This window comes from Pseudomonas sp. Tul2A7, assembly GCF_054790505.1.
Genome location: NZ_CP186499.1, coordinates 104551 through 127465, shown reverse-complemented (window position 1 = coordinate 127465; position 22915 = coordinate 104551). Strand labels below are relative to the sequence as shown.

At 59.6% G+C, this 22915-nt stretch carries 20 protein-coding genes; 4 read left to right on the top strand and 16 right to left on the bottom strand.

Annotation, left to right across the window (positions count from 1 at the left end):
• Window positions 1-16: 16 nt before the first annotated feature.
• On the bottom strand, window positions 17-1807 hold the full coding sequence (locus ACOYXJ_RS00645; RefSeq protein WP_460367377.1) for a bifunctional diguanylate cyclase/phosphodiesterase: 1791 nt from the start codon (window positions 1805-1807) through the stop codon (window positions 17-19).
• A 132-nt stretch (window positions 1808-1939) separates the two neighbouring features.
• Complete coding sequence (locus ACOYXJ_RS00640; protein WP_174244439.1) at window positions 1940-4024, bottom strand: carboxy terminal-processing peptidase; 2085 nt, start codon at window positions 4022-4024, stop codon at window positions 1940-1942.
• Between the two features lie 138 nt (window positions 4025-4162).
• Here ACOYXJ_RS00640 and ACOYXJ_RS00635 point away from each other — a divergent pair, with 138 nt between their 5' ends.
• Window positions 4163-5125 carry a zinc-binding dehydrogenase gene (locus ACOYXJ_RS00635; protein ID WP_460367374.1) on the top strand — a complete coding sequence of 321 codons (963 nt, stop codon included), beginning with the start codon at window positions 4163-4165 and terminating at the stop codon, window positions 5123-5125.
• Between the two features lie 133 nt (window positions 5126-5258).
• On the opposite strand, the gene ACOYXJ_RS00630 is transcribed toward ACOYXJ_RS00635, so the two are convergent.
• The 6 genes from ACOYXJ_RS00630 to ACOYXJ_RS00605 all read right to left on the bottom strand — a co-directional run bounded on the left by ACOYXJ_RS00630 (window position 5259) and on the right by ACOYXJ_RS00605 (window position 10617).
• Window positions 5259-5912 carry an HAD family hydrolase gene (locus tag ACOYXJ_RS00630; protein WP_007916329.1) on the bottom strand — a complete coding sequence of 218 codons (654 nt, stop codon included), beginning with the start codon at window positions 5910-5912 and terminating at the stop codon, window positions 5259-5261.
• A 34-nt stretch (window positions 5913-5946) separates the two neighbouring features.
• Window positions 5947-6936, bottom strand: coding sequence for an ABC transporter ATP-binding protein (locus ACOYXJ_RS00625; protein WP_102901195.1), 990 nt, complete (start codon window positions 6934-6936; stop codon window positions 5947-5949).
• Window positions 6933-7733: an ABC transporter permease gene (locus ACOYXJ_RS00620; RefSeq protein WP_007916333.1), complete on the bottom strand. Its 801-nt coding sequence runs from the start codon at window positions 7731-7733 to the stop codon at window positions 6933-6935. The genes ACOYXJ_RS00625 and ACOYXJ_RS00620 overlap by 4 nt, the downstream gene beginning before the upstream one ends.
• Entirely contained in the window at window positions 7720-8556 is an 837-nt protein-coding gene (locus ACOYXJ_RS00615; RefSeq protein ID WP_172604543.1) for an ABC transporter permease, read from the bottom strand. The genes ACOYXJ_RS00620 and ACOYXJ_RS00615 overlap by 14 nt, the downstream gene beginning before the upstream one ends.
• 5 nt (window positions 8557-8561) lie before the next feature.
• Complete coding sequence (locus tag ACOYXJ_RS00610; protein ID WP_460367371.1) at window positions 8562-9368, bottom strand: alkaline phosphatase family protein; 807 nt, start codon at window positions 9366-9368, stop codon at window positions 8562-8564.
• Between the two features lie 181 nt (window positions 9369-9549).
• The gene (locus ACOYXJ_RS00605; protein WP_007916337.1) at window positions 9550-10617 is read right to left on the bottom strand and encodes an ABC transporter substrate-binding protein; all 1068 of its coding nucleotides are present in this window, start codon (window positions 10615-10617) and stop codon (window positions 9550-9552) included.
• A gap of 350 nt (window positions 10618-10967) precedes the next feature.
• On the opposite strand from ACOYXJ_RS00605, the gene ACOYXJ_RS00600 reads away from it, so the two are divergent.
• Window positions 10968-11681: a UTRA domain-containing protein gene (locus ACOYXJ_RS00600; RefSeq protein WP_007916338.1), complete on the top strand. Its 714-nt coding sequence runs from the start codon at window positions 10968-10970 to the stop codon at window positions 11679-11681.
• A gap of 743 nt (window positions 11682-12424) precedes the next feature.
• Here the strand turns inward: ACOYXJ_RS00600 and ACOYXJ_RS00595 are convergent.
• From ACOYXJ_RS00595 to minC, 8 genes are all read right to left on the bottom strand, one after another.
• Window positions 12425-13759 (bottom strand): amidohydrolase, encoded by a 1335-nt coding sequence (locus ACOYXJ_RS00595; RefSeq protein WP_460367368.1) that lies wholly within the window; start codon window positions 13757-13759, stop codon window positions 12425-12427.
• 64 nt (window positions 13760-13823) lie between these two features.
• Window positions 13824-15977 (bottom strand): mechanosensitive ion channel family protein, encoded by a 2154-nt coding sequence (locus ACOYXJ_RS00590; protein ID WP_460367366.1) that lies wholly within the window; start codon window positions 15975-15977, stop codon window positions 13824-13826.
• A 77-nt stretch (window positions 15978-16054) separates the two neighbouring features.
• Entirely contained in the window at window positions 16055-16231 is a 177-nt protein-coding gene (locus tag ACOYXJ_RS00585; protein WP_175559679.1) for a hypothetical protein, read from the bottom strand.
• 186 nt (window positions 16232-16417) lie between these two features.
• Window positions 16418-17707: a M18 family aminopeptidase gene (locus tag ACOYXJ_RS00580; protein WP_034151767.1), complete on the bottom strand. Its 1290-nt coding sequence runs from the start codon at window positions 17705-17707 to the stop codon at window positions 16418-16420.
• Between the two features lie 179 nt (window positions 17708-17886).
• On the bottom strand, window positions 17887-18522 hold the full coding sequence (locus tag ACOYXJ_RS00575; RefSeq protein ID WP_007960625.1) for an RluA family pseudouridine synthase: 636 nt from the start codon (window positions 18520-18522) through the stop codon (window positions 17887-17889).
• A gap of 91 nt (window positions 18523-18613) precedes the next feature.
• Window positions 18614-18868: a cell division topological specificity factor MinE gene (minE, locus tag ACOYXJ_RS00570; RefSeq protein ID WP_003223146.1), complete on the bottom strand. Its 255-nt coding sequence runs from the start codon at window positions 18866-18868 to the stop codon at window positions 18614-18616.
• Window positions 18868-19680 carry a septum site-determining protein MinD gene (gene minD, locus ACOYXJ_RS00565; RefSeq protein ID WP_007913953.1) on the bottom strand — a complete coding sequence of 271 codons (813 nt, stop codon included), beginning with the start codon at window positions 19678-19680 and terminating at the stop codon, window positions 18868-18870. Before minD ends, minE begins: the two co-directional genes overlap by 1 nt.
• A gap of 169 nt (window positions 19681-19849) precedes the next feature.
• Window positions 19850-20587, bottom strand: a complete 738-nt coding sequence (gene minC / locus ACOYXJ_RS00560; protein WP_026000431.1) for a septum site-determining protein MinC — start codon at window positions 20585-20587, stop codon at window positions 19850-19852.
• Window positions 20588-20704: 117 nt separating this feature from the next.
• On the opposite strand from minC, the gene ACOYXJ_RS00555 reads away from it, so the two are divergent.
• Together ACOYXJ_RS00555 and ACOYXJ_RS00550 are read left to right on the top strand one after the other, a co-directional pair.
• Window positions 20705-21637, top strand: coding sequence for a lipid A biosynthesis lauroyl acyltransferase (locus tag ACOYXJ_RS00555; protein WP_095050911.1), 933 nt, complete (start codon window positions 20705-20707; stop codon window positions 21635-21637).
• A gap of 35 nt (window positions 21638-21672) precedes the next feature.
• Window positions 21673-22842 carry a patatin-like phospholipase family protein gene (locus ACOYXJ_RS00550; RefSeq protein WP_460367362.1) on the top strand — a complete coding sequence of 390 codons (1170 nt, stop codon included), beginning with the start codon at window positions 21673-21675 and terminating at the stop codon, window positions 22840-22842.
• The last annotated feature ends 73 nt before the right edge of the window (window positions 22843-22915 follow it).

Genomic DNA, 22915 nt, shown 5'->3' with positions numbered 1-22915 from the left:
TGGCAACTTTCAGGAATCAGCATTGGCCGATTAGTTTCGATGGGTGTAGCTCGGCAGCGGTAAGACTATCAATCACATGCACGCTATACCCCGGAACATTCTTCGCATGATGCTTCGCCTGCGATGCCATCTCAGCAAGCTGACTGGCATCCAACTGTGCGCAGGCTTCGGGATGTAGATGCACCACGCCGATGGACAGTGACAACAACGGAAACTCCTGTCGCACCCCTTGGCGATTCGGCGCAATAAAACATCCCGCCTCAAGATGTTCGGGGCGATAGAAGCGTCGGCATTGGCTCTGGAAGTCATCAAGCAACTGATTGAGTCGTTTGCGCCAATCTTCGGGGCCAAGGACGAGCAGAAAGTCGTCGCCGCCAATATGGCCAACGAAGTCGCGGGACGGGTCTACGCGTTCGTTGAGGCATTGCGCCAGGCACAGCAGGACTTCGTCGCCGCGCCCGTAGCCATAGATGTCATTAAAGGGTTTGAAACTGTCGATGTCGACATAGCAGATGACTGACTCGCGGCCTTGTTGCAGCAACCGCGTCAGGCATTGCTGAATCGGCACATTACCCGGCAACAAGGTCAGCGGGTTGGCATAACGAGCCTGTTGGATTTTCAGTTCGGTGATCAGTTTAAGCACGTCGATCACCCTGCCAAGGCCGAGGTAGCCGCCGTTAAGGGTGATGATGAAGTCCTCTTCGATGCGCTGGCGGGCGCGGCTGGTGATCAGGCGGCTGACCTGTTGCAGCGACTGGCTCATTTCCACGGCGAGGAAATCGTCGTTCATCAGGCGGCTGATCGGTTTGCGCGCGAACAGGTCGGTGGCGAACGGTTTGAGCAGCGCATCCGACAAGGAGTGGCGGTGGACGATGCCGCAGGGTTGGCCTTGTTCGTCGAGTACCGCCAGTGAATTGAGGTTGGCCTGGCGGCGGAAGGCTTCCAGCACGGTGGCGGTGGGTGTGTCGCGATGCACGGCCGGTTGGTCGTTGAGCAGGGCGCTGAGGTCGCTGCCTTCGTCGTTCAGCGCAACGCTGCTACTGTCGTGTTTGGGCATCAAGGCGCGTGCATCGCGTGGTGGGTGTTCTTGGGGGCGGCCAAGCAGGTAGCCCTGCACCAGATCGACGCCCATTTCCGTCAGCACCGCAAGCTCTTCGGGAAGCTCGATGCCTTCGGCGATGACTTGCGCGCGCGAGGCTTTGGCGATTTGCAGGATCGAGCCGACGAACTCGCGCTTCAACGCGTCCTGGTGAATGCCATCGATGAAGTGCCGATCGATCTTTACATAATCCGGACGCAGTTCCGACCATAGACGCAGGCTCGAATACCCGGCACCGAGATCATCCAGCGCAATGGAAAAGCCCATCGCGCGATAGTGATGCAAGGCCGTTTGCAGTAACTGGAAATCGTCGATCGGTGTTTGTTCAGTCAGCTCGATGACCACCTGACTGGGTGGAATGCCGAAATCCTGCAGCAACTGCAACGTGCGCCCCGGTTGATGCGCGGCTTCAAGCAAGGATTCTGGCGAGACGTTGAGAAACAGTTTGCCCGGCAACTGCTGCTCGTTGAAGCGGCGACAAGCACTTTGGCGGCAGGCGATTTCCAGCTCGCTCAAACGTCCGGCCTGACGGGCCACGGCGAACAGCGCGATGGGCGAGTGAAGAGGGCTATTGGATGGGCCGCGAGTGAGGGCTTCGTAACCGAGGATGCGGCGCTCGGAGAGGCTGATGATCGGTTGGAACAGGCTGTGTAAACCGCTTTGAGTCAGGATCGAGCTCAAGGCACTCAGCTGTTCGGTCGTGGTCATGGCAATCTCTGGCGATAAAAAAAGGACTGGGAGCGCTCTTTTTCAAGAGAAGCTCCCAGTCCTTTATTGCACGACAGAATGATGACTGTTTGATGACGATCCGGGGATCGTCAGCACTAAATTGCCATCATCTTACTTCTTGGCCACCTGATTGCTCAGCTTCAGGTAATCCAGCAGGACGCGCCCGGTTTCGCTCAGGTAGGCATCGTCTTCTGGTTTGACCTTGTCCGGGTCGGCGGCCGCGAGGGCGTCTTCGTCTTCTTTCTTCAGCTCTTTAAGCGGCTCTTCGCCTTTGGCCTTGCGACGAATGTTTTCCATCGTCAGCTGTTTGGCGTCGATGTCGTTGTGCTGGGCACGGCGCTCGGCTTCGTTGAGACTGACGGTTTTTTCTTCCATCAGTTTCTGCGCCAGGGCCAGCTTGTCACGGATGAACACGAACTCGGCATCCTTGGCGGTGCGGGTGTCATGTTCGGATTTGAGCTGGGCCAGGAATGGCTTGAACGGATCGGCCGCCGGTTTGATTGCCGCGCGGATGGTGTCCCACGGCATGGCTTCCGGCAGAGCGCTCTCGCCGATTTCCTTGGTGTCGATCAGCGACGGGTAGTCGATGTCCGGCAATACGCCCTGATGCTGGGTGCTCTGACCGGAAACCCGGTAGAACTTGGCCAGGGTCAGCTTCAGTTCGCCATGGTTGAGCGGCTGAATGGTCTGCACGGTGCCCTTGCCGAAGGTCTGGCCACCGATGATCAGCGCGCGGTGATAGTCCTGCATGGCGCCGGCGAAGATCTCCGAAGCCGAGGCGGACAAGCGGTTGACCAGCAACGCCATCGGACCTTTGTAGAACGCGCCCGGGTTTTCATCTTCGAGTACGTCGACACGGCCATCGGCATTACGCACGAGTACGGTCGGGCCTTTGTCGATGAACAGACTGGTCAGCTCGGTGGCTTCCTGCAGGGAACCGCCGCCGTTGTTGCGCAGGTCGATGACCACGCCGTCGACTTTGTCTTTCTGCAGCTCGGTGAGCAGCTTCTTGACGTCGCGGGTGGTGCTCTTGTAATCCGGATCACCGGCACGGAATGCCTTGAAATCCAGGTAGAAGGCTGGAATTTCGATGACGCCGAGTTTGTAGTCCTTGCCGTCCTGTTTCAGGTTGAGCACGGACTTCTTCACGGCCTGGTCTTCGAGCTTCACCGCTTCACGGGTGATCGGCACGATCTTGGTGGTCTGGTCGTTCGGCGCATTGCTCGCCGGAATCACTTCCAGACGCACCACGGTGCCTTTCGGGCCGCGGATCAGCTTGACCACTTCATCCAGACGCCAGCCGACCACGTCGACCATCTCTTTGTTGCCTTGGGCAACGCCGATGATCTTGTCGGCCGGGGCGACCTGTTTGGTCTTGTCGGCCGGGCCTGCCGGCACCAGACGCACGACTTTCACCTGGTCGTTGTCGCTCTGCAACACGGCACCGATGCCCTCGAGGGACAGGCTCATGTTGATGTCGAAGTTTTCAGCGTTATCTGGCGACAGATAGTTGGTGTGCGGATCGTACGACATCGCGAAGGTGTTGATGTACGCCTGGAAGATGTCTTCCGGACGGGTCTGGTCCAGGCGCGCCAACTGATTCTTGTAGCGCTTGGTCAGGGTTTCCTGAATCTGCTTCGGCTCTTTGCCGGCAATCTTCATCCGCAATACTTCGTCCTTGACGCGTTTGCGCCACAGGTCGTCGAGTTCAGCGGTGGATTTGAGCCAAGGGGCGTCCTTGCGGTCGATCAGCAAGGTTTCCCTGGTGGTGAAGTCCATCTTGTCGACGCCTTTGTTCAGCTCGGCAAGGGCGAAGTCCAGCCGCGACTTGACGCGGTCCAGATAGCGCTTGTAGATGGTGAACCCGGCGTTGAGGTCGCCGCTTTTGAGGAAGTCGTCGAACTGCGTCTTCCACTTGTCGAATTCGCTGATGTCGCTGGCCATGAAGTAGCTGCGCGACGGATCCAGCAGCTTGAGGTAGCTGTCGTAGATGATCACCGAGCGCGCATCGTCAAGCGGCGGCTTGCTGTAGTGGTGACGCTTGAGCAACTCGACGACGTTCAGGCTGGCGATGACTTCATCGCGATCAGGCTGCAATTTGTCCCAGCTGTTGGCTGCGAATGTATTGCCCGACACCGGCAACAAACCGATACCGATGAAAAGAGCGAGGGCGGTGCTGGGGAGCAAATGCTTCATGCTGATTCGACGCGGGGACAATTGATAACGCATATTAGGCCGTCTTTGAAGTCGCCGGTTCTACGAGAGCCGGTCGCATAATGCAAAAAGCCCGGCGCTACAGCTTCGGGCTCAGTCCAGACTCACTATGGAGGCACTGTGAAGGCATTGCAAGGCGTTGACGGTCAAGTGGCATGGGTTGAAGAGCCGAGTCCTACGTGTGATGTAGGACAAGTCCGCATCCGAGTGGCGGCGGCAGGCCTCAATCGCGCCGATTTATTACAGAAAGCAGGGCTTTATCCGCCACCGCCAGGGGCCAGCCAAGTGCTCGGTCTTGAGTGCTCCGGGGTCATCAGCGAGGTTGGCGCGGGCAGTGCCTGGCAGGTCGGCGATCGGGTTTGCGCCTTGCTGGCCGGGGGCGGCATGGCTGAAGAGGTGGTCGTCGACGGGCGGCACGTGCTGCCGGTTCCCGAAGGCGTCTCGCTGATCGAGGCCGCGGCATTGCCCGAGGTTTATGCAACAGTCTGGCTGAATGTGTTTCAACTTGCGGCGCTCAAACCGGGTGAGAAAGTTCTCCTGCATGCCGGCGCAAGTGGAATCGGTTCAGCCGCCATTCAGTTGTGCAAGGCGTTCGGCAATCCATGCTGGGTCAGCGTCGGTTCGGCCGAACGTTTGGCCTACTGCGAGGCGCTGGGCGCACAGGGCGGGGAAGTGCGCACCGATGATCTGGAGAGTCTGCGTGATTTCGGGCCGTTCAATGTGATTCTCGACCCGGTTGGCGGCAATTACTCGGCGCTGAACCTGAAGCTGATGGCGCTGGATGGGCGCTGGGTGTTGATCGGTTTGATGGGCGGGCGTGAGGCTAAGCTGGATCTGGCGCAGGTTTTGGCCAAGCGTGTGCAACTGCTGGGCTCGACGTTGCGCAGTCGTGACGATCAGTTCAAGGCGGACCTGTTGAGTGATCTGGGCCAGCAGGTGTGGCCGTTGTTTGCTGAGGGGCGGTTGAGTCCGCAGTTGGCCAAGGCGTTTGCGGTGAAGGATGCCGAGGCGGCGTTTGCGGAGTTGGCGAGTAATACCGTTTCTGGAAAACTGGCATTGGTGATTGACGAAAGTCTGAGCTGAGATCAAGGCAAAAAGCCCCTCTCCCAAAGGGAGAGGGGACTGAACGGGTTGTTCTGTCGGGCTACATCGACCTGATGCATCGGGTCGAACTCAGGTTTGGAATATCAGCCTGCCTGTGCAGATTAAATCTTTGTCATTTCCAGAGATGGATTGGCCAGTTGGCCTTTTCGGCGTGCTCCAGCAGCACTGGATCCGGATTCACCACGTGCGGGAAATCCACCTTCAGCAACAACGGCAGATCATTGCGCGAGTCGGAATAGAAACTCGCGCCCTCGAGGTTCTCCTCTTCGGCATCCAGCCATTCCAGCAAGCGGGTGATCTTGCCTTCGCGGTAGGTCAGGGTGCCAACGGTATGCCCACTGTAAACGCCGTGGGCGACTTCCAGTTCGATGCCCAGAATTTCATCGATGCCCAGTCGATCGGCAATCGGTCTGACCAGGTGCGTGCCCGACGCCGAGATCACCAGAATCCGGTCGCCGGCCTTGCGGTGGGCGGCGATGGTCTTGGTTGCGTCGCTGAAGATGATCGGTTCGATAAAGTCTTCAACCCATGGCCCGACCAGGTGCTCGACTTCTTCCGGCGTGCGCCCGATCAGCGGTTCCAGGCTGAACTCCATGTAGTCTTCCATGCGCAATTTGCCATGGCTGTAGGCGTCCATCAGTTCGTTGTTCTTGCGCATGAACGATTCAGGATCGACCCAGCCCAGGCGCCCCATCTGCTCGCTCCAGAGGGTGGCGCAGTCGCCGTGGATCAAGGTTTCGTCCAGATCAAAAATTGCCAGGGCCATCAGTGCAGTTCTCTCTTCAACGTCAGCAAAGTCATCAGGCTACCTCACACAGGGCCGTCGGATCGATGGAAAGTGACAGTCGCTGACCGTCGGGATGGAGATCGGCCGCCGAGCGGTTGAGCACATCCACCACCAGTTCCACGCCGCGCGCTTCGATCCGGTAACGGATGACGTTGCCGAGCAGGCTGTGGCTGCGGATCTGCGCGTCGAGTTCGCCGTTGAGGCTCAATTCGATGGCTTCCGGGCGAATGGCGATGCGGTGGCTGATCGGGCGCTGCAGCAGCTTCGACGCATCGTCGGCATCGAGCAGGTTGTAGTTGCCGATGAAGCCTGCGGCGAACACATCGACGGGTGCGGTGTACAAGGTTTCAGCATCGCCGCTTTGTACGATTTTTCCCTGATTCATCAGGAAAATTCGATCAGACATGGTCAGCGCTTCTTCCTGATCGTGGGTGACGAAAATCGTCGTCAGGCCGAGTTCGCGCTGAATCTGGCGGATCTGTTCACGCAGGTGCTTACGAATGCGCGCATCCAGTGCAGACAGCGGCTCATCGAGCAGCAACAGACGCGGACGTGTGACCAGCGAACGGGCGAGGGCCACGCGCTGGCATTGGCCTCCGGACAACTGATGCGGATAGCGGCTGGCGAAGTCGTTCAGTTCAACCAGTTTCAACACCTCGGAAACGCGTTTATGGCTGTCGTCGGCGTTGACCTTTTGCATGCGCAAACCGAAGGCAACGTTCTGTTCCACGGTCATGTTGGGGAACAGCGCGTAGCTCTGGAACACCATGCCGATCCCGCGTTTCTGTGGGCTCAACGGCACGATGTCGACGCCATCGAGGAGGATCTTGCCGCCATCGACCGGTGTCAGGCCGGCGATGCAACGCAGCAGTGTGGATTTGCCGCAACCGGAGGGGCCGAGCAGGGTGACGAATTCACCCTTGTTGATTTCGCAGTCGATGTCGCTGAACACGGTCGTGCCGGCGTAGCTTTTCTGCAGGTGTTGGACGCTGACATAGCTCATTCGCTTTTGTCCTTGTTCAAGATGTTGGCGATCCAGGTCAGGACCAGCACGAAAAAGAAATACGAGATGACCAGCGCACTGGTGAAGTGGCCGCTGCTGTTGCGCATGTTGTTCAGATACACCTGTAGGGTTTCGTAGCGTGTGCCGACGAGGATGTTGGCGAACACGAACTCACCGAACAGGAATGAGAACGACAGCAGCAGCGCGACCATCAGGCCTTTGCGCAGGTTTGGCAGAACCACCAGAAACGCCGCCTGAAAGGTGCTGGCACCCAGCAGTTGCGCGGCGTCCATCAGGTCGCGCAGGTTGATCGCTTGCAGGTTGTTGGTGATTGCCCGGTACATGAACGGCAGCGCCACGGTGAAGTAGCAACCGATCAGAATCCACGGCGTGCCGACCATCGCCATCGGCCCGGAACCGTAGAGTTGCAGCAGTCCCACCGAAGACACCACCGGCGGCACCGCGAAGGGCAGCAGGATCAGGATGTTCATCAGCGCATCGAGCTTCGGAAAGTGGTAATGCACCACGAACAGCAGCGGCAGGATCAACACCACCGACAACACCAGCGCACCGACGCACACCAGCAACGACTGGCCGAAGGCGTGAAGAAAGCGCGGATCGCTCCACAACTGGATGTACCACTTGAAGGTGAAGCCGCTGGGCAGAATGGTCGCCGACCAACTGCTGGCGATCGAGTAGACCAATGTGCCCACGAGTGGCAGCAAGAGGATGGCAAACAGCAGGTAAACCACGACGCGGTGGTAGAGGCCGGCCGGGCCGGATTCAGCGCGAGACATGGTAGCTCCTCTTCAACAGCAGTTGATGCACGACGGTGACGATGGTCATCAGCGCCACCAGCACCACGGCCAGGGCGCTGGCCAGATTCGGGTCGAGGGAAATATCGCCGGAGACCATTGCCGCAATACGGATCGGCAGCACGTTGAAGTTGCCCGTGGTCAACGCGTACACCGTGGCATACGCGCCGAGGGCGTTGGCCAGCAGAATCACGAACGTGCCGAGCAGCGCAGGCGTCAATACCGGCAGACCGATGTGTCGCCAGAACTGCCAGCCATTGGCGCCGAGCAGTGCGGCGGACTCGCGCCAGTCTTCACGCAAGGCGTCGAAAGCCGGATAAAGCAGCAGCACGCCGAGGGGAATCTGGAAGTAGGTGTAGAGGATGATCAGACCGGTTTTCGAGTACAGATTGAAGTCCTGAATGATCCCCGACTGCTTGAGCATGATGGTGATGCTGCCGTTGAAACCGAGCAGGATGATGAACGCGAACGCCAGCGGTACACCGGCGAAGTTGCTGGTCATGTTGGCGAAAGCGTTGACGAAGTTGCGCAGTTTCGAGTCGACCCGGCGTAGCGAATACGCGCCGAGTACGGCGATGATGATGCCGAACACGCTCGACCAGAAACTGATCTCGAGGCTGTACTGGATCGCCTGCAAGTAGAACTTCGAACTGAATATCTTGCTGAAGTTGGCGAAGCCCCAGCCGAACTCTTCCGATTGCAGGCTGTTGATCATCACCCAGACCAGCGGGGCGATTTCGAAGACGATAAAGAACAGCGCGAAGGGCACCAAGCACAACGCCGCCAGCCATTTGCCGCGAGTCATCGAGTTCACTTGAGCAACTCCCGGCACACAGGTTTGTCGTGGGGCACGCCGAGCAACTCGCAGACGGTGCCGCAGATTTCCGTCTGCTTGGGTGCTGCGCTCGCGTTGAGGCTGAACGCGTCACCGAGGACAAACAGCGGCACCTGACGTTCTTCTGGCAACAGGCCGTTGTGCGAGCGATCGTTGTTCATGCCGTGGTCGGCGGTCACCAACACCTGATAGCCAGCGTCGAGCCAGCTCTGCAGATAATCGGCGAGGATGATGTCGGCGAAGCGCGCGCTGTTGCGGTATTGCGAAGAGTCGAGGCCGTGCTTGTGCCCGGCGTCGTCGATGTTCATCGGGTGAATCAGCAGGAAGTTCGGGTCGTGGCGCAGGCGCAGGTTTTCGGCGTCGGCGAACAGATGCGAATCCGGGTAGTGATCGCTCCAGTAGAAATGCCCGTGCTGGATCGGTAGCGACAGATTGTCGGTGTGGCGGTCGCGGGCGGCTACGAACGGCGAACGGTTATACAACTCGCTGACCCAGTGATACGCCGCTGCAGCGGTTTTCAAACCGGCATCGCGGGCGTAGTGATAAATGCTGCGCTGGTTGGACAGGTGCGAGACGTTGTTGTGGACGATGCCGCTGTCGATCGGCGGCACGCCGGTGAGAATGCATTCATAAAGCGGTCGGGACAGGGCCGGCAGTTCGCACTCCAACTGGTAGAGCGCGGCGCGTCCTGCGCCAACATAAGCCTGCAGATGCCCCATGGCGTGACGCGCGACCTCGTAGTTGAGGCCGTCGAGCACGACAAGGATGACGTTGTGCTTCATAGGGGCAAAAACTCCGCGAAACAGGAAATTTCAGATTCAGCCGAGATCCCCTGTGGGAGCGAGCCTGCTCGCGATAGCTGTTGAACATTCAACGACAATGTTGACTGAACTACCGCTATCGCGAGCAGGCTCACTCCTACATGGGGATTTGTTTCAGATCACACAGTAGTGATCAGCTGGTTTATTTCATCTCGACGATGACTTCCTCGTTCCACTGCTGTGGCAGGGCTTTCGAAGTCTTTTCCCACGCATCGGCGTCTTTGATCGGGGTGACCTTTTTGTACTGTTCGTTCGGCAGCAGTTTGGCCTTCACGTCTTCCGGCAGTTGCAGGTGCTCGGCACGGATCGGGCGGGCGTTGCCGCGGGCGAGGTTGGTCTGGCCGGCGTCGCTGAAGATGTATTCGCGGGTCAGCTTGGCGGCGTTCGGGTTTTTCGCGTACTTGTTGATGATCGTGGTGTAGCCGGAAATCACCGAACCGTCGGATGGGATCAGCACCACGTAGTCATCCGGGTTGGCCATTTTGGCTTTGTAGCTGAGGCCGTTGAAGTCCCAGACGACACCGACTTCGATCTCGCCTTTTTCCATGGTGGCAATGGTCGGGTTGGCCATCGACAGGCGACCCTGTTTGGCGATGTCGGCGAACAGCAGCAGCGCAGGCTTGATGTTTTTCTCGTCGCCACCGTTGGCCAGTGCCGCAGCCAGAACGCCGTTGGCGGCTTGGGCGGCGGTGCTCACGTCACCGATGGAGACCTTGTATTTGCCGCCCTTGAGGTCAGCCCATTTGGTCGGTACTTCGGAGCCGTGCAGCAGTTTTTTGTTGACGATGAACGCGATGGTGCCGGTGTAGGCCAGTGCCCAGTTGCCGTCCTTGTCCTTGGCCCAGTCCGGGACTTGATCCCAGGTGCTTGGCTTGTACGGTTGCACCACGCCTTGCTTGACCGCGATCGGGCCGAAGGCGGCACCGACGTCGCCGATGTCGGCGGTGGCATTGTCTTTCTCGGCGGCGAACTTGGCGATTTCCTGGGCGGAACTCATGTCGGTGTCGATGTGTTTCAGGCCGTAGGTCTTGGCCAGGTCTTCCCAGGTGCCTTTCCAGTTGGCCCAGTCATCGGGCATGCCGACACTGTTGACGGCGCCTTCCGCTTTCGCAGCGGCTTCGAGGGTTTTCAGATCGGTGCCGGCCGCCATGGCGGAGGTGCACATTGCAATGGTCGAGCCTAACAGTGTTGCCAGGAAAAGCTGTTTCATTCCGAAGCTCCTTGGTCGTGTTCAACGCTGCGATTGCGGTATGTGTTGGTCTAGGTCAGCAATACCTGAGCCAATTTAAGGGGGCTGGATGACACTTTGATGTCGGCGGCCTTGTGGCAGGCCTTTTATTTGCCCGGTATCGGCAGGTGCCAAGTAAGCGTAGACCATGCTCAAAGCCCCGCAGAGCAGGGAATTGGCCGATGTATTGCAAGTCGTGAAGACGACCGTTCGGTAGTTTTGTCATCTCTCGGTCATCTGCACTGCCTAGGCTTGCATCATCAGAAAACGGCTTGATCGCCATGCGGTTTTGCCCCGAAACAGTGCTGGTCTAGTCCAGATAGGTAACGTTGATGCGCGATGAGGCAACAAAAGCGGTGACAGCGATTGGCCAGGTGTTGCAGGAGCAGCTTGATCACGGGTTGTTGGCGGCGGGCAGCAAGTTGCCGGCCGAGCGCAAGCTCAGTGAGTTGTTCGGCACCACGCGGATTACTGTGCGTGAGGCGTTGTTGCAACTGGAGGCGCAGGGGCAGATTTATCGTGAGGAACGGCGTGGCTGGTTCGTTTCGCCGCCGCGTCTGGCGTACAACCTGATGCAGCGCAGTCACTTTCACGCGATGGTCAGTGCGCAGGGGCGGGTGCCTTCGACTGAGGTTATTTCGGCGCGGTTGCAACCAGCGTCGGCGGCGGTGTGTGCCTGGTTGCAGCTTCCGGCGTTGTCGAGTGTGATTCAGATTTGTCGTTCGCGGCGGATTGATGGGCGGCTGGTTTTATATGTGGAGCATTATTTGAATCCGCAGTTTTTTCCGGGGATTCTTGAGTTTGATTTGAATCAGTCGATGACCGAGTTGTATGCGCGGCATTACGATTTGCACTATGGGCGGGTGCGCTTTGAGATTGTTCCGACTTCATTGTCGGTGGATGCGGCGGCGGCTTTGCGGGTTTCTGTGGGGAGTCCGGGGTTAAGGATTGCTCGGGTCAATTATGATCAGCATGAGCGGTTGATTGATTGTGACCTGGAGTTTTGGCGGCATGATGCGATTCACGTCGGGGTTGATGTTGTTTGAGGCTTTGGCCTTGGCGGCCTGTGGGCCGACCAGGCTATTGGGTTCTGGGTGAATATCCGTTTCTGCGGGTGTCGCCTCTGACGGTTTCGCTCTTACAGCGACTCACTTTTCCAGACGCCGAAAAGTAAGCAAAAGGCTGGGCCCCGGCGTTCGGCCCGCTCGCTGGGGCTCGGGGTTCCTTCGCTCCGGGATCAATCCGGGCGCATCGCCTCCGGTTTGCTTCGCTGCACCTCCTCTCGATGTGTTCGACTTCGTCGAACGGTCGCTGCGCTCCCACACCCGGATCAATCCCTCCACTCAGCCTGCCGAAGGGGCCAGCACGGCAAGATCAAGAGCGGTACTCGAGCTTGCGCTCATTGTGTTGAGTGGTGAGAAGCAGAAGCGATATAGGTTTACCGGTTGGACTCAATCCCTGTGGGAGCTGGCTTGCCGGCGATGGCGGCCTGACAACCGACCTGTTTCTTGCGGATGTACTCGATCCCTTGTAGGAGTGAGCCTGCTCGCGATGGCGGCCTGACAGCCGACCTGTTTCTTGCGGATGTACTCGATCCCTTGTAGGGGTGAGCCTGCTTGCGATGGCGGCCTGACAGCCGACCTGTTTCTTGCGGATGTACTCGATCCCTTGTAGGAGTGAGCCTGCTCGCGATGGCGGCCTGACAGCTGCCCCATTTCTGACAGGCTGCACACGGTCCAAATGTGGGAGCGAGCCTGCTCGCGAAAGCGCCCCCACAGTCACCTCATCCCTATTTGCCTGCCCCCGCATTGGCATACAAATAATCCGTCGCCAGCGAGGCCAATGTCCTCACGCCGACCACCAGCGCCGACTCATCCACAAAGAACCCGGGATTATGATTCGGCGCTGCCTTGCTCATGTCCTGATCTCTTGGTGTCACGCCGAGAAACACAAACAACCCCGGTACTTCCTTGGCATAGAACGAGAAGTCTTCCGCGCCGCCCACCAGCGGTGCGTTCACCACATCATCCTTGGCCGCCCACTTCAAAGTCGGCAGCATTTTTTCCGTCAGCGTCGGGTTGTTGATGGTCGGGTCGTATTTTTCGATGATGGTGACGTCGGCTTTCGCACCACCGCTTTCGGCGATTTTTTCCACGGTCTGGCGGACGTCGGCGTGCAGTTTCTGGCGGATGCCGTAGTCGTAGGAGCGGATTGTGCCGGTCATGTCGACGGATTCGGGAATGATGTTGTAGCGCGTTCCGCCGTTGATGGTGCCGATGCTGACCACCGAGGGATAAGAGGAGATATCGGTGCGGCGGCTGACCACGGTTTGCAGGCCTACGATGGTTTGTGCGCCGACGGTGATCGGGTCGATGCCGTCCCAGGGGCGGCCGGCGTGGGTTTGTTTGCCGAGGATTTTGATACGTAGATCGTCGGAGCTGGCGAGGGTGGCGCCGGGGCGGTAGGCGATCTGGCCGGCGGGGACGCCGGCCCAGACGTGCAGGCCGAAAACGGCGTCGGGTTTTGGCGATTTCATCACGCCTTCCTCGATCATCATTTTTGCACCCCAGGTGTTTTTGCCGTCGGGGATGAAGTCGCTCGGGCCTTCTTCGGCGGGCTGGAAGTAGAACACCACGGTGCCGGGCAGGGTGTCGCGCATGCCCGTGAGAATTTTCGCCGTGCTCAGCAGGATTGCGGTGTGGGCGTCGTGGCCGCAGGCGTGCATGACGTCGACTTCTTTGCCGAGGTAGGTGCCTTTGGCTTTCGAGGCGAACGGCAGATCGGAGACTTCCTTGACCGGCAGTGCGTCCATGTCGGCGCGCAGGGCCACGGTCGGGCCGGGGAGGCCGCCTTTGAGGACGGCGACCACGCCGGTGCGGGCGACGCCGGTTTTGACTTCGAGGCCCATGGCTTTGAGTTGTGTGGCGACCAGTTCTGCAGTGCGTTTTTCGGTGTTGCCGAGTTCTGGATGAGCGTGGATGTCGCGGCGGGTTTCCAGCAGTTCCGGCTCGAGCTTTTGCGCTTGTTCGGCGATTTGCGTGCGGGTGCTTTCCAGCGTGGCGGCGCCGGCGTGGCTGGCGAACAGGGTCAGTAGAACGGCTTTGGCAATGCGCGTCAGTTGCATCGGTTTCTCCTTGATTATTGTTGTCGGGCTTCCCTGCCTGTGACTGCAACCGCGCGCTTGAGTGCTATTCCTTCGGCTCGCCGCCACCGGCAGTGATCACTTGCACGCTCATGCGTGGCGTTGCCAGATCGAGTCCGGCTTCGTCGAGATGGCGCTTGAGCGACAGGTTGAAGGCTCGGGACACTTCCCACTGTTTGATCGGCGCAGTCTTGAACCGCGCGCGCAGAATCGCGCTGCCGGATTCGAAACTTTCGACGCCCTGAATCTCCAGCGGCGACCAGATATTGCGCCGTTGCAGTGGATCGGTACGCATCTTCTGACCGACTTCGCGCATCAGTTTGATCGCGTCGTCGATTTCCATGTTGTACGGCACCGCGACACGGAAGATCGCGTAGCCGAACTCGCGGGAGTAGTTCTTGATGCTTTTGATTTCGCTGAACGGGATGGTGTGGACGATGCCGTCGATGTCGCGCAGGCGCACGGTGCGGATGGTCAGGCCTTCGACGGTGCCGAGGTGGCCGCCGACGTCGACGTAGTCATCGATGGCCAGCGAGTCTTCGATGATGATGAACAGGCCGGTGATCAAGTCCGCGACCAGTGACTGCGCGCCGAAACCGATGGCCAGACCGATCACGCCGGCACCGGCCAGCAGTGGCGTGACGTTCATGCCCATGTTCGCCAGCGCGACGATCAGCGCAATGATGAAAATCGCCACGAACAGCACGTTGCGGATCAGCGGCATCATCGTTTGCGCACGGGCATTCGCCAGGCCTTTGCGCGAGCGGGTGAGGGCGTGATGCACGGCGGTGTCGGCGAGGATCCAGATCAGCCAGGAGAAAATCAGCGTACCGATCAGGCTGAACAGTTTGACGCTGACATCATGCCCTTCGCCCTCGGCGAAACCGATCAGCGACTGGCCCCACACGCGCAGGCCGAGCTCGATGAAGACCAGCCAGACCACCAGGTGCGCGAGAGTGTAGAAGAAGTTTTTCAGGCGTTCGGAGTACAGCGCGTGGCGTTTCGGCCCGCGTTGCGGTTTCAGTGAGTGGCGGCGCACGAGGCCGTTGATCACCATACACATCACCAGCAACACGGTGCAGATCAATGACTGACGTAATGCCGTGCTGGTGTCTCCGGCGGAAACGAACGTGGCGAACAGCGAGATGCCGACCAGCACCAGCGCTGGCACGTACCAGAAGGTGCCGAGGATTTCGATGGTGTCGCTGAGGGCGCGGCGGGTCAGGCGTCGCGACAGCGGCTGATTGCGGATCAGGTGCGCAATCGGTCGGCGGAAACGCAGGATAAACAGACCGGTCGACAGCGCCGCGAGGACATTGGCCACGGTCGCTGCGGTGTGCGCCAGATGCACGCCCAGACTTTCGATCAGACGCGGATCATTCAGCGCTTCACCGAACGCAGCGAAACTGCCGATCAGCCACAGCGGCCGAAACGCCTGATGACGCAGGATGTACAGCGCGCGATGGCGGTGCGGGCCATCGAGCAGGGAAAACGCGATCACGCAGATCGCCGAGAAACAGGTGCCGACCACCAGTGCATAAGCCAGCACCATCGCCAGGCTTTTACCCAGAGACGATGGCAGCGCGTAGCTCATGTAAACGGTCATCACCAAGGCGATCAGCCACGGCCCGAGCTTGCGCAAAGCGAAGCGCAGCATGTCGAGGGCTTTGGGGTGTTGCGGCAGTTCTTCGGTGAGGCCAAAGCGCATGCGTACCCGATGGCCGAGCCAGATCAGCGCGGCAGCGAGCAGGCTCCACACTGCAAGGATCATGGCGAAGCCGAAGATGATCGGCAGCCATTCGTTGGCCGGCAACATCATGCCGCTCAGCTCTTCCTTGGCCAGGTCGAACTCGTTGCCCCAGCGATTGAGCGGGCTGTCGGCGCCGGTAAATTGTTTTTCGAAGTTGGACAGGGTGCCGCCGATCAGGCCGAGCACGCCTTCTTCAGGGCTGGCCTGAGCCTTTTTGGTGGCGTCGCGCAGCTTCTTCAGATCGGTCAGCAACTGTGCGCGTTGCTTGTCGTTTTCCAGCGACTTGATGACTTCGTCGAGGGACTGGCCGAGCGGCTCCTGCGCTTCGGGCTGGGCTTTGTTGGTGTTGAGCAGACCGGGCAAACCGACCGCGTGGGCGGGGGCCAGCGGCAGCAGCGTCATCAGGCAGACGAGGAACAGGCTGGGCAGAGCAAAAAGACGAGCGAACACTAGGCGGTCAACCTCGCAAGGGGCGGATTCGCTGGAGTGTACGAGGCCCACTAAAGCAATGCGAGCCGGGCGCGGATTTATTCGTTGAGTTTGGCGAGGATCTTGTACACCACCGTGGCGAGGATCGTCAGCATGCCGACCCACATGGCAAACACCCCGGCGTTCTTGTCACGGAAGTTGAAGCCGATGGCCAGCAGGATCATTCCGCTCAGAATCGGAATGAGCATGGCGTGGAACGAAGACATCGAGATCATGGAGACTGCCTTGTCGAAATGAATGATGTAAGTCTAGGTCGGTTTTGGGTGGGTCGTTCTGATGTGTATCAGAATCGAGTCAGTCCAGAGATGAAATATGTGTTGTCTTGACTGGCGCTTTCGCGAGCAGGCTCGCTCCCACATTGGAATGCATTCCAGGGTAGGAGCCAGTCTGCTGGCGAAGTTTTACGGCAACTCGCGGCAGGCGTAGAACGCGCTCAGCACTTTGACCAGATGCGCCAGGTCATGGCTGCCGCACAGTTCGCGGATCGAGTGCATGGCGAAGGTCGGCAAGCCGATATCGACGGTACGCACACCGAGGTGGCTGGCGGTGATCGGGCCGATGGTCGAGCCACAGCCCATGTCGCTGCGCACCACGAAGCTTTGCACCGGGACTTCTTCGGCCATGCACAGATGGCGGAAGAAGCCGGCGGTTTCGCTGTTGGTCGCGTAGCGCTGGTTGCTGTTGACCTTGATCACCGGGCCGGCGTTGAGTTTCGGGCCGTGGTTGGCGTCATGCTTTTCTGCGTAGTTGGGATGCACACCATGGGCGTTGTCGGCCGAGACCAGCAGGGATTTCTGGATGGTGCGGACGAACTCGTCACCTTCCGGCAGCAGGCGGCGCAGGGTCTGTTCGAGCATCGGGCCGTCGGCACCGCAGGCCGAGCAGGAACCGACTTCTTCGTGGTCGTTGCATACCAGCACGCAGGTTTCGTCGGTTTCGGCGGTGAGCAAGGCTTGCAGGCCGGCGTAGCACGACAACAGGTTATCGAGGCGCGCGCCGGCGATGAAGTCGCCATTGAGGCCGATGACCGCAGCACTTTGCGTGTCGTAGAAGCTCAGCTCGTAATCGAGCACGACGTCGGCGTTCAAACCATGTTCGCGGGCCAGTTGATCAGTGAGTACGGCGCGAAAATCGACGCGCTCGTCACCGGCAAATTGCGCGAGGATCGGCGGCAGTTCGGTCTGCGCGTTGATCGCCCAGCCCTGATTGGCTTCACGGTTGAGGTGAATGGCCAGGTTGGGAATGATCGCGATGGGTGCCTTGAAATCGATCAACTGGCTTTCGACCTTGCCGTCGCGGCGGAAGGTGACGCGGCCGGCCAGCGACAGGTCGCGGTCGAACCATGGCGCCAGCAGCGCGCCGCCGTAGACTTCAACGCCGAGTTGCCAGAAACCCTGACGCTGCAGTTCCGGTTGCGGCTTGACCCGCAGGCACGGGCTGTCAGTGTGCGCGCCGACCAGGCGGATGCCGCCGTGCAGTGGCGAAGTGCGGCCCATTTTGATCGCGACAATCGAGGAGTCGTTGCGGGTGACGTAATAGCGGCCGTTCGGCTCGGTGGTCCATGGCTCGCGCTCGTCGAGGCGCACATAACCGGCAGCCTCCAGACGCTGCACCAGACTGGCAGTGGCGTGGAACGGGGTAGGGGAGGCCTTGAGAAAGTCGATCAGGCCTTGGTTCAACTCTTCGCGCATAAGAAACTCCAGACAGCAGTGGGCGGGAGTTTAACGCATCGGCCGGGGAATTGAATCTGCACCCGAACCCTTGTGGGAGCGAGCCAGCTCGCGAAAGCGATTGATCAGTCAACATCAATGCTGAATGTGATACCGCTTTCGCGAGCAGGCTCGCTCCCACAGGGGTTCAGTGTGGTCTGTCAGAACGGTGCAGGGCACTCGAAGCGCAGGCGTTCGCCGGTTTGCGGATGGGTGAAGCTGAGCATGCTTGCGTGCAGGCACAGGCGTGGCCATGCCGCCAGCGCTTGCTCGTGGGCGTAGAGCCCGTCACCAAGCAGCGGATGCCCGATCGACAGCATGTGCACGCGCAACTGGTGCGAACGACCAGTGATCGGCGTCAGCTCTACACGACACCAGTCACCGCAACGCTCCAGTACACGCCAGAAAGTCAGCGCATGCTTGCCGAATTCGTGATCGACCACGTGACGCGGCTTGGTCGGTGGGTCGTAACGCAGCGGCAAATCGATGCTGCCACTGTCGAGTTCCGGCTGACCCCAGGCCAAAGCGGTGTAGGCCTTTTCGGTTTCGCGGTCGTGAAACTGGCGCGACAATTCGCGGTGCGTGTCGGCGTCACGGGCGAGCAGAATGATGCCAGAGGTTTCCCAGTCCAGGCGATGGACGATGCGCGCTTCCGGGTAGCCGTTTTCCTGCAAACGGGTAATCAGGCAATCCTTGTTGTCGTCGGCGCGACCGGGCACCGAGAGCAGCAACGTCGGTTTGTCGACCACCAGTACGGCGGCGTCCTGATGGATGATGCGGATGTTGGACAGCGGCATTAAAACAGCCTCGTAACAAATGCCAACGGCGGTTCAGGGCCATTCCACAGTGGGAATGGCCCTGAACCGCCGTCGTTCCTGCCGGATCGACTCAGCGATCAGGCAGGGTGATGTTGAGTTCCAGAATCGAGCAACTGCCCTGGCTTTCCAGTGCAACATGTACGTCGTCGTTGCCGATGTTGACGTACTTGCGGATCACGTCGACCAGTTCCTTCTGCAAGGCTGGCAAGTAATCCGGCGTGCTGCGCTGGCCGCGCTCATGCGCCACGATGATCTGTAGACGCTCTTTCGCTACCGAGGCGGTACTTGGCTTTTTGTTGGCACGAAAGAAGTCAAAAAGGTTCATTACCTACCTCCAAACAGGCGCTCGAAGAATCCCTTCTTCTCGACATCGAGGAAACGGTGGGCTTTTTCTTTGCCCAACAGGCGGTCGACGGTATCGCTGTAAGCCTGACCGGCATCGCTCTGGTCGTCGAGAATCACCGGTACACCCTGGTTGGATGCCTTGAGCACCGCCTGGGATTCCGGGATTACGCCGAGCAGGGTTACCGAGAGGATTTCCTTGACGTCTTCAACGCCGAGCATTTCGCCCTTTTCAACACGCTCCGGGTGGTAGCGGGTGATCAGCAGGTGTTCCTTGATCGGGTCTTCGCCACGTTCGGCGCGACGCGATTTGCTCGCCAGCAGCCCGAGCATGCGGTCCGAATCTCGTACCGAGGACACTTCCGGGTTGGTCACGACGATCGCTTCGTCAGCGAAGTACATGGCCAGGTGTGCACCTTTCTCGATGCCGGCCGGGGAGTCGCAGACGACGAACTCGAATTGTTCCTTGAGCTCCATCAGGACTTTTTCCACGCCTTCGACAGTCAGCGCGTCTTTGTCGCGGGTCTGACTGGCGGCCAGTACGTAGAGGTTTTCCAGGCGCTTGTCTTTGATCAGTGCCTGTTGCAGGTTGGCTTCGCCGTTGACCACGTTGACGAAGTCATACACCACGCGGCGCTCGCAACCCATGATCAGGTCAAGGTTACGCAAGCCCACGTCGAAGTCGACGATCACTGTTTTGTGGCCGCGCAGAGCGAGGCCGGTACCGATAGCGGCGCTGGTGGTGGTCTTACCCACACCACCCTTGCCGGATGTAACCACGAGAATCTTGGCCAAGGTGTTTCACCCCTAAGGAAGAAGGACTTTTTAGCCCCTGAAAAACATCTCTTGAAAACTACTGCAGTCGGACAGCCTTGGCTGGAATTCGGCGTTGAGCCTTTTTCCTACTTCGTTTGAGCCGTTTTCGCTACGTTTTAGAGATGCTTGGAAAATGCGGCAGTATCCGTTAAAGCCGAATGATGTTCAACACGTCGCCCGACAGGCTGACCTGTACGCCCGAGCCCCACATAGGGTCGCGACGCAAATCTTCGGAAACCTTGTAATGACCGGCGATGGAGATCAGTTCAGCGCTCAATTGCTGACAGAAAATCCGTGCCTTGGTGTCACCCTTCACGCCGGCCAGCGCCCGACCGCGCATCGGGCCGTATACATGGATGTTGCCATCGGCGAGAAGTTCCGCCCCCGGACTGACCGAAGACACCACGACCAAATCGCCACCCTGCGCATATATCTGTTGGCCACCACGTACTGGCGTGGTGATGACGCGGGTCGGTTTGACCGTTGGCTCCGGCGGTTTTTCCGGTTTCTTTTTGACTTCGGCTTCGGGTGTTTCCAGCGGCCGTTCGCGGGCGCCCGACGGCGGCAGCACCGGAATGTCGATGGCGATGGCGGCGGCGATGTCTTCGATGCGGCTGGCGCGAATCGCCAGGGTGCGCAGGCCATGTTGACGGCAGACGCGCATCAGGCCCGGCAGATCGACGGCGCCTTCGCTCGGCGGCAGTTTGTCCAGCGCCAGAACCAGCGGCGCGTTGCTGAAAAAGTTCGGCGCCTGGGCGACTTTGGCGGCCAATTGCCGATCGAGGCTTTCGAGGTCGTTACGGGCCAGTTCCAGCACAGTAATGGCCAGCATGCTGCCCTTGAGCTGGAATACGGGATCTTGGTCTAACGGTTCGGTTTGGCTCATGTCGGCATACAACGGCTTGTCACTAAAAGTGCCGAGACTTATAACGAGAACGCCCGCAGGCCGCAAGCCGGGTCGAACGATGTAGAATGCGCGGCCACTGTATTTACGGAAGCTTTAATGGATCGCCCGCGTTTTCGAAAAGCATTTCTTGCTCCACGCTTCTGGCCGCTCTGGTGCGGTCTGGGGCTTTTATGGCTGATCGTCCAGTTGCCGTATCCGGCGTTGCTGACCATCGGTCGAGTTTTGGGCGCGTTGATGTATCGCGTGGCCGGCGACCGGCGGCGCATTGCCAAGCGCAATCTTGAGCTGTGCTTCCCGGAAAAATCCGCCGCCGAGCGCAAACGTCTGCTCAAGGAAAACTTCGCCTCCACCGGCATCGCATTCTTTGAAATGGCCATGAGCTGGTGGTGGTCGCGTGAACGTCTGGCCAAGCTGGCCCACGTCGAAGGCCTGGAGCATTTGCAGAAGGCCCAGCGCGAAGGCAAAGGCGTGATCCTGATGGCGGCGCATTTCACCACGCTGGAAATCGGCGCGGCGCTGCTCGGCCAGCAGCACACCATCGACGGCATGTACCGCGAGCACAAGAATCCGTTGTTTGACTATGTTCAGCGTCAGGGCCGCGAGCGGCACAACCTCGACTCGCTGGCGGTGGAGCGCGACGACGTGCGTGGCATGCTCAAGCTGCTGCGTTCCGGTCGCGCGATCTGGTACGCGCCGGATCAGGATTACGGCGCCAAGCAGAGCATCTTCGTGCCGCTGTTCGGCATTCAGGCTGCGACCGTGACGGCGACCACCAAGTTTGCCCGCTTGGGCAAGGCGCTGGTGGTGCCGTTCACGCAGGAACGTCTGGCCGATGGCAGCGGTTATCGCTTGGTGATTCATCCGCCGCTGGAAGATTTCCCCGGCGAAACCGAAGAAGCCGACTGCATCCGCATCAATCAGTGGGTCGAGAGCGCCTTGCGTGCCTGCCCCGAGCAATATCTGTGGGCGCACCGTCGCTTCAAGAGCCGTCCACCGGGCGAGCCAAAGCTGTACGCCAAACGCGGTTGATTCACCCATCCTTTTAAGCACCATGGAGTGTTGCGATGAGCCCAGCTGAACCGGTCACAGGTTTGATTCTTTCCGGCGGCGGGGCTCGAGCGGCGTATCAGGTGGGGGTGCTGGCGGCGATTGCCGAATTGTTGCCGTTGGGCGCCGACAATCCGTTTCCGGTGATCGTCGGCACCTCGGCTGGGGCGATCAATGCGGTCAGTCTCGCCAGTGGTGCCACGGATTTTCGCGCTGCGATCGAGCGTCTCACCTTGTTCTGGCAGGGCTTTCGCAGCCATCGCGTGCTGCGCAGTGACTGGCCCGGGGTTATCCGTCAGGCCAGCCGCTTTGTCAGTCACAGCCTGCTCGGCCTCGGTCGGCAATTGCCGGTGGCGCTGCTCAACAGTTCGCCGCTGCGCGAACTGCTCAATGAAAAACTGCACATGCCCGGCATCGCCGAATCGATTGCGCGCAAGCAATTGCATGCGGTGGCGGTGACTGCGTTCGGCTATGAGTCGGGGCAGGCGGTGACGTTCTATCAGGGCGGCGGCAAGATCGATTCATGGCTGCGCCATCGGCGCATTGGTGTGCCGACACAGCTGTCGGTGGATCACCTGCTGGCCAGTTCGGCGATTCCATTGCTGTTCGCGCCGGTGAAAATCGGTGATGAATATTTCGGTGATGGCGCCGTACGGCAATCGGCACCGATCAGCCCGGCATTGCATTTGGGCGCGAGCCGGGTGCTGGTGGTCGGTGTCAGCGGCAACCCGCGCGGGTTTGATCCGCAGCAGCCGCTGGAGCGCGCCTACACGGGGCAACAGCCGACGCTGGCGCAGATTGGCGGGCACATGCTCAACAGTACGTTTATTGACAGTCTTGAGAGCGACATCGAGCTGCTCCAGCGTCTTAACCAGTTCAGTCACCTGATGCCCGTCGGCACGCCGACCCGCGAGTTGGGTGTGGCACCGGTGGAGGTGCTGGTGATTTCGCCGAGTCAGCCGATCGATGAGATCGCGGCGCGGCATCGTCAGGAGTTGCCGGCGGCGTTGCGTTTGTTTCTGCGTGGGCCGGGAGCGACCAAGACGAGTGGGGCTGGGGTGTTGAGTTATCTGCTGTTCGAGGCGGGGTATTGCAGCGAGTTGATTGATCTGGGGCGGCGCGATGCGTTGGCCAAGCGCGAGGAGTTGTGCCGGTTTCTCGGGGTCTCGATACCTGAAGTCGCTTGACCTGTCAGGTTTGACAGTAGACGTGTGTGCGTTTACCTCTATAAGTTGAAGCCCTTGTCCAGAGGGTTTGCCA

Excerpts from the sequence above, each read along its gene's own strand:
- ACOYXJ_RS00585 (WP_175559679.1), bottom strand. The coding sequence starts at position 16,231 with ATGATCTCGATGTCTTCGTTCCACGCCATGCTCATTCCGATTCTGAGC.
- ACOYXJ_RS00600 (WP_007916338.1), top strand. The coding sequence starts at position 10,968 with ATGCGCGATGAGGCAACAAAAGCGGTGACAGCGATTGGCCAGGTGTTG.
- ACOYXJ_RS00615 (WP_172604543.1), bottom strand. The coding sequence starts at position 8,556 with ATGACTCGCGGCAAATGGCTGGCGGCGTTGTGCTTGGTGCCCTTCGCG.
- ACOYXJ_RS00575 (WP_007960625.1), bottom strand. The coding sequence starts at position 18,522 with ATGCCGCTGTCCAACATCCGCATCATCCATCAGGACGCCGCCGTACTG.
- ACOYXJ_RS00580 (WP_034151767.1), bottom strand. The coding sequence starts at position 17,707 with ATGCGCGAAGAGTTGAACCAAGGCCTGATCGACTTTCTCAAGGCCTCC.
- ACOYXJ_RS00595 (WP_460367368.1), bottom strand. The coding sequence starts at position 13,759 with ATGCAACTGACGCGCATTGCCAAAGCCGTTCTACTGACCCTGTTCGCC.
- ACOYXJ_RS00550 (WP_460367362.1), top strand. The coding sequence starts at position 21,673 with ATGAGCCCAGCTGAACCGGTCACAGGTTTGATTCTTTCCGGCGGCGGG.
- ACOYXJ_RS00555 (WP_095050911.1), top strand. The coding sequence starts at position 20,705 with ATGGATCGCCCGCGTTTTCGAAAAGCATTTCTTGCTCCACGCTTCTGG.
- ACOYXJ_RS00610 (WP_460367371.1), bottom strand. The coding sequence starts at position 9,368 with ATGAAGCACAACGTCATCCTTGTCGTGCTCGACGGCCTCAACTACGAG.
- ACOYXJ_RS00620 (WP_007916333.1), bottom strand. The coding sequence starts at position 7,733 with ATGTCTCGCGCTGAATCCGGCCCGGCCGGCCTCTACCACCGCGTCGTG.
- ACOYXJ_RS00630 (WP_007916329.1), bottom strand. The coding sequence starts at position 5,912 with ATGGCCCTGGCAATTTTTGATCTGGACGAAACCTTGATCCACGGCGAC.
- ACOYXJ_RS00645 (WP_460367377.1), bottom strand. The coding sequence starts at position 1,807 with ATGACCACGACCGAACAGCTGAGTGCCTTGAGCTCGATCCTGACTCAA.
- ACOYXJ_RS00640 (WP_174244439.1), bottom strand. The coding sequence starts at position 4,024 with ATGAAGCATTTGCTCCCCAGCACCGCCCTCGCTCTTTTCATCGGTATC.
- ACOYXJ_RS00625 (WP_102901195.1), bottom strand. The coding sequence starts at position 6,936 with ATGAGCTATGTCAGCGTCCAACACCTGCAGAAAAGCTACGCCGGCACG.
- ACOYXJ_RS00605 (WP_007916337.1), bottom strand. The coding sequence starts at position 10,617 with ATGAAACAGCTTTTCCTGGCAACACTGTTAGGCTCGACCATTGCAATG.
- minC (WP_026000431.1), bottom strand. The coding sequence starts at position 20,587 with ATGAGCCAAACCGAACCGTTAGACCAAGATCCCGTATTCCAGCTCAAG.
- minE (WP_003223146.1), bottom strand. The coding sequence starts at position 18,868 with ATGAACCTTTTTGACTTCTTTCGTGCCAACAAAAAGCCAAGTACCGCC.